General features: G+C 65.8%; 5 protein-coding genes. 2 read left to right on the forward strand and 3 right to left on the reverse strand.

Translation table 11 applies throughout. From position 1 onward, the window contains the following. Positions 1-785: alpha/beta hydrolase (locus AC07YS_RS31860; protein ID WP_495275768.1), on the forward strand; the 785-nt coding region annotated here is incomplete at its 5' end. 41 nt (positions 786-826) lie between these two features. Here AC07YS_RS31860 and AC07YS_RS31865 read toward each other — a convergent pair. After that, a complete protein-coding gene (locus AC07YS_RS31865; protein WP_062472532.1) occupies positions 827-1,030 on the reverse strand; it encodes a heavy-metal-associated domain-containing protein in 204 nt (67 codons plus the stop codon). Positions 1,031-1,200: 170 nt separating this feature from the next. On the opposite strand from AC07YS_RS31865, the gene AC07YS_RS31870 reads away from it, so the two are divergent. Continuing rightward, positions 1,201-1,650 carry a MerR family DNA-binding protein gene (locus AC07YS_RS31870; protein ID WP_495270365.1) on the forward strand — a complete coding sequence of 150 codons (450 nt, stop codon included), beginning with the start codon at positions 1,201-1,203 and terminating at the stop codon, positions 1,648-1,650. Between the two features lie 9 nt (positions 1,651-1,659). Here AC07YS_RS31870 and AC07YS_RS31875 read toward each other — a convergent pair whose 3' ends face one another. Further along, positions 1,660-2,106, reverse strand: a complete 447-nt coding sequence (locus AC07YS_RS31875) for an SRPBCC family protein (protein WP_493192180.1) — start codon at positions 2,104-2,106, stop codon at positions 1,660-1,662. Between the two features lie 115 nt (positions 2,107-2,221). After that, on the reverse strand, positions 2,222-2,996 hold a 775-nt coding region (locus tag AC07YS_RS31880; RefSeq protein WP_495275769.1), incomplete at its 5' end, for an alpha/beta hydrolase.

Consider the following 2,996-nt stretch of genomic DNA (forward strand, 5'->3'; position numbering starts at 1 on the left):
GCGGAGGAGGTGGCGGGGGCGGTGTGCCGTTGATCCTGCCGCCGACGGGCACGGCGCCCGTGCAGCCGGCGCCTTCGGCCAATGGCCGGGTGGTGTCGGACACCGTGACGTCGAGCGTCAATGGCGTGCGCTACCCGATCGAGGTGTTCATTCCGGCGGCCTACGACAGCAGCAGCGACGCGGTGCCGGTCATCTACGCCTTCGACGGCGACGCGACCAACGGCCTGCCCGACACGCGCTTCACGAACCTCAAGAACGTGCTGCTCAAGCGCGGCACCAAGGCCATCCTCGTGGGCATCGGGAACACCGCGCGCCGGCAGGAGGACTACAACTTTCCGGGCGCCAACGCGTACCACACCTTCCTCACGAAGGACCTGGTGCCGTTCATCGAGTCGAAGTACCGCGCGGACCCGAAGAAACGCATGCTCACCGGCCTGTCGACCAGCGGCAACCTCGCGGCCACGGCGCTGTTCCTGGAGGCGCCGGACAACCTCGTGTTCTCATACTTCATTTCCATCGAAGCGGCCTTCTGGCAGCAGGAGGCCGAGAACAACGCGCTCGAGAAGAAGATGTTCGACGCGCTCGCGGGCCGGCCATTGCCCGTGACGCTGATCCTGGCGCACTGTGCCAGCGGCTGCAACGAAGTGCCGGTGAAGGCGATGTACAAGCGCATGTCCGAACGGGGCTACGTGGGACTGCAGCTGATCGACACGGAGTTCAATTCCACCCACGTCGGAACGGACGTGCTCGCGTTCGACGACGCGATCGTGCGGATCTTCAAGTAAGGCCTTGCGGCGAACCGGGCAATCCGGTTCGCGCCACATGCTCAGTTGGCGGAAGGACTCGGCGGGTAGCCGGCCTCCGTCAACGCCGCCACCAGCGAGGGGCGGTCTTCGGTGGTGTCGATGCGCACCGTTCTTTGCTTCACGTCCACTTCGAGCCTGGCCTGCGGGTCCAGGTCCTTGATGGCCCGGGTGATGCGGCCGGCGCAACTGCCGCAGGTCATCGACTGGATTTCAAACGCTTGCATGGGGTGAGTCCTTTCAAAAGAGTGACTCGCAGTGTCAAGCTTGGCATCGTGTGAAGGTCAAGCGCATCGAGTGCCTGACCCCTGGTGTGCCAAGGTCATGCGTCGTCTGCGTTTGACTCTCTCATGGTGTGAAGGTTGAGACTTCGCGCTTTGGCTCGAAGGAGAACCCCATGGAACATCCCACGGCGCCGGCTGCTGCTGCGGCGCGCTTGTCCCTTGCCGATGTCGTTGCGCGCTCCGGTGTGTCCGCGCAGTTGCTGAGCGACTGCGAATCGCTCGGACTGCTCGACGACACGGCGCACGCTGGCCGCTACGACGAGCGCGCCGTGTCGACATTGCGCTTCGTGCGACGCGCACACACGCTGGGTTTCGACACGCCGGAGGTCGTCGAGCTGCACGCCCTGTGGCAAGACGGTCGTCGTGCAAGCTTCGACGTGAAGCGCGTCGCACTCGAACGCGCCGACGACCTGGCCCAGCGCATCGAAGAGCTCGCGCACATGAAGCGCCTGCTGGAGCGCCTGGCGCATTGCTGCGAAGGTGACGAGCGCCCGGAATGCCCCATCCTCGATGAACTGGCCGGGCTCAAGGGATTCGCCGGCTGCGAAGCGCGGCGTGCCTGAAGCCGATCCTCAACCGGGAATGTTCGGCTCGACCAGCTGCGCCAGCGCGACCAGCGACTCCTGCCAGCCCAGGTAGCACATCTCGACGGGAATCACGTCGGGGATGCCTTCCTGCACGACGGACATGTCCGTGCCGCACGAGACCGCGGTCAGCACCACCGTGGTCTTCATGGTGCCCGGCAGGTGGGGATCGTCGAAGCTCGCGTCGTAGGCAATGCGCTGACCGGGCACGAGTTCCAGGTACTTGCCGCCGAACGAATGGCCGTGGCCGGTGCCGAAGTTGGTGAAGGACATGCGCCACGCGCCGCCCACCACCGGCTCCATGGTGTGGACCTTGCCGGTGAAGCCGAAGGGCGGCAGCCAGCGCTCGAAGGCGCCGGGCTCCACGAAGGCGCGGTAGAGCTTGTCGGGGGTGGTGCGCAGCACGCGGTGCAGGCGAACGGTGTGGGTGGCCATGGTTGCTTTCTCCTGATGAAGTACAGAGGACGACCCTCTGTGATGACGTCGGATGAGCCCGCTGCGATTCGACAGGTGCAGGATCAGGAAAAACCCTGAGCCCACACCTCGCGCCTCAATCGATGAACCGCGCGACGATGTCCTGGAACGACGGCAAGTCCATCTGCGTGTGGCCGCCTTCGTAGCCCTTCAGGCTCAGCTGCAGCCCCTTGTAGTTACGCGCGGCGATCTGGTCGCGCAGCGCGGTGATCTCCGGGCCGCCGACGTTGCTGATGGCATAGCCCAGCAGCAAAGTCACGGGAATGTCGCGCGTGCTGCTGTTGGCGTACATCTGGCTTTCGAGCGGATCGAGCTGGCCGCGCGCGCCGGCGGCGGGCGGATCGGACGCGAAGAAATGCTGGAAGGTGAACGTGCCCGCCGCGCCTTCGGTGAAGAAGGCGATGAGCGTGAAGACGCCGCCGTTCGACAGGCCGGAGAGCATGCGCCTGGCCGGGTTGGCCCGGTAGTTCGATTCGACATGCGGCACCAGCTGGCCGGTGAGGAAGTTGTGATACGCCTTGGCGCCCGGCATCAGGTAGTCGGTGTTGCGGCGCGAGGTGCCGCCGATGCCGACCACGATGGCTTTCTTGCCGGCCTTCTCGAGGATGTCGGTGAAGTTCTGGAAGCGCGTCACGCTCTGGTTGTAGACCGCGTCGCCGTCGGTGATGTAGATCGTGGGGTAGCTCGCGGTGGCGCCGTCGTAGCCGGCCGGCAGGTAGACCTGGATCGGGTAGGTCGCGTCCGTGGCGGTCGACTTCATCGAGCTGCTGACCACTCGGCCGCGCCCGGTGTCCGCGGGCGGTGGTGTCGGCGTGCCGCCGACCGGTGGCAGTGGCAGCATCGCCACACCG

Source organism: Variovorax sp. GW458-11-26-14-LB1 (genome assembly GCF_059423965.1).

Coding starts and splice junctions, on each gene's coding strand:
- AC07YS_RS31865 (WP_062472532.1), bottom strand. CDS start 1,030: ATGCAAGCGTTTGAAATCCAGTCGATGACCTGCGGCAGTTGCGCCGGC.
- AC07YS_RS31870 (WP_495270365.1), top strand. CDS start 1,201: ATGGAACATCCCACGGCGCCGGCTGCTGCTGCGGCGCGCTTGTCCCTT.
- AC07YS_RS31875 (WP_493192180.1), bottom strand. CDS start 2,106: ATGGCCACCCACACCGTTCGCCTGCACCGCGTGCTGCGCACCACCCCC.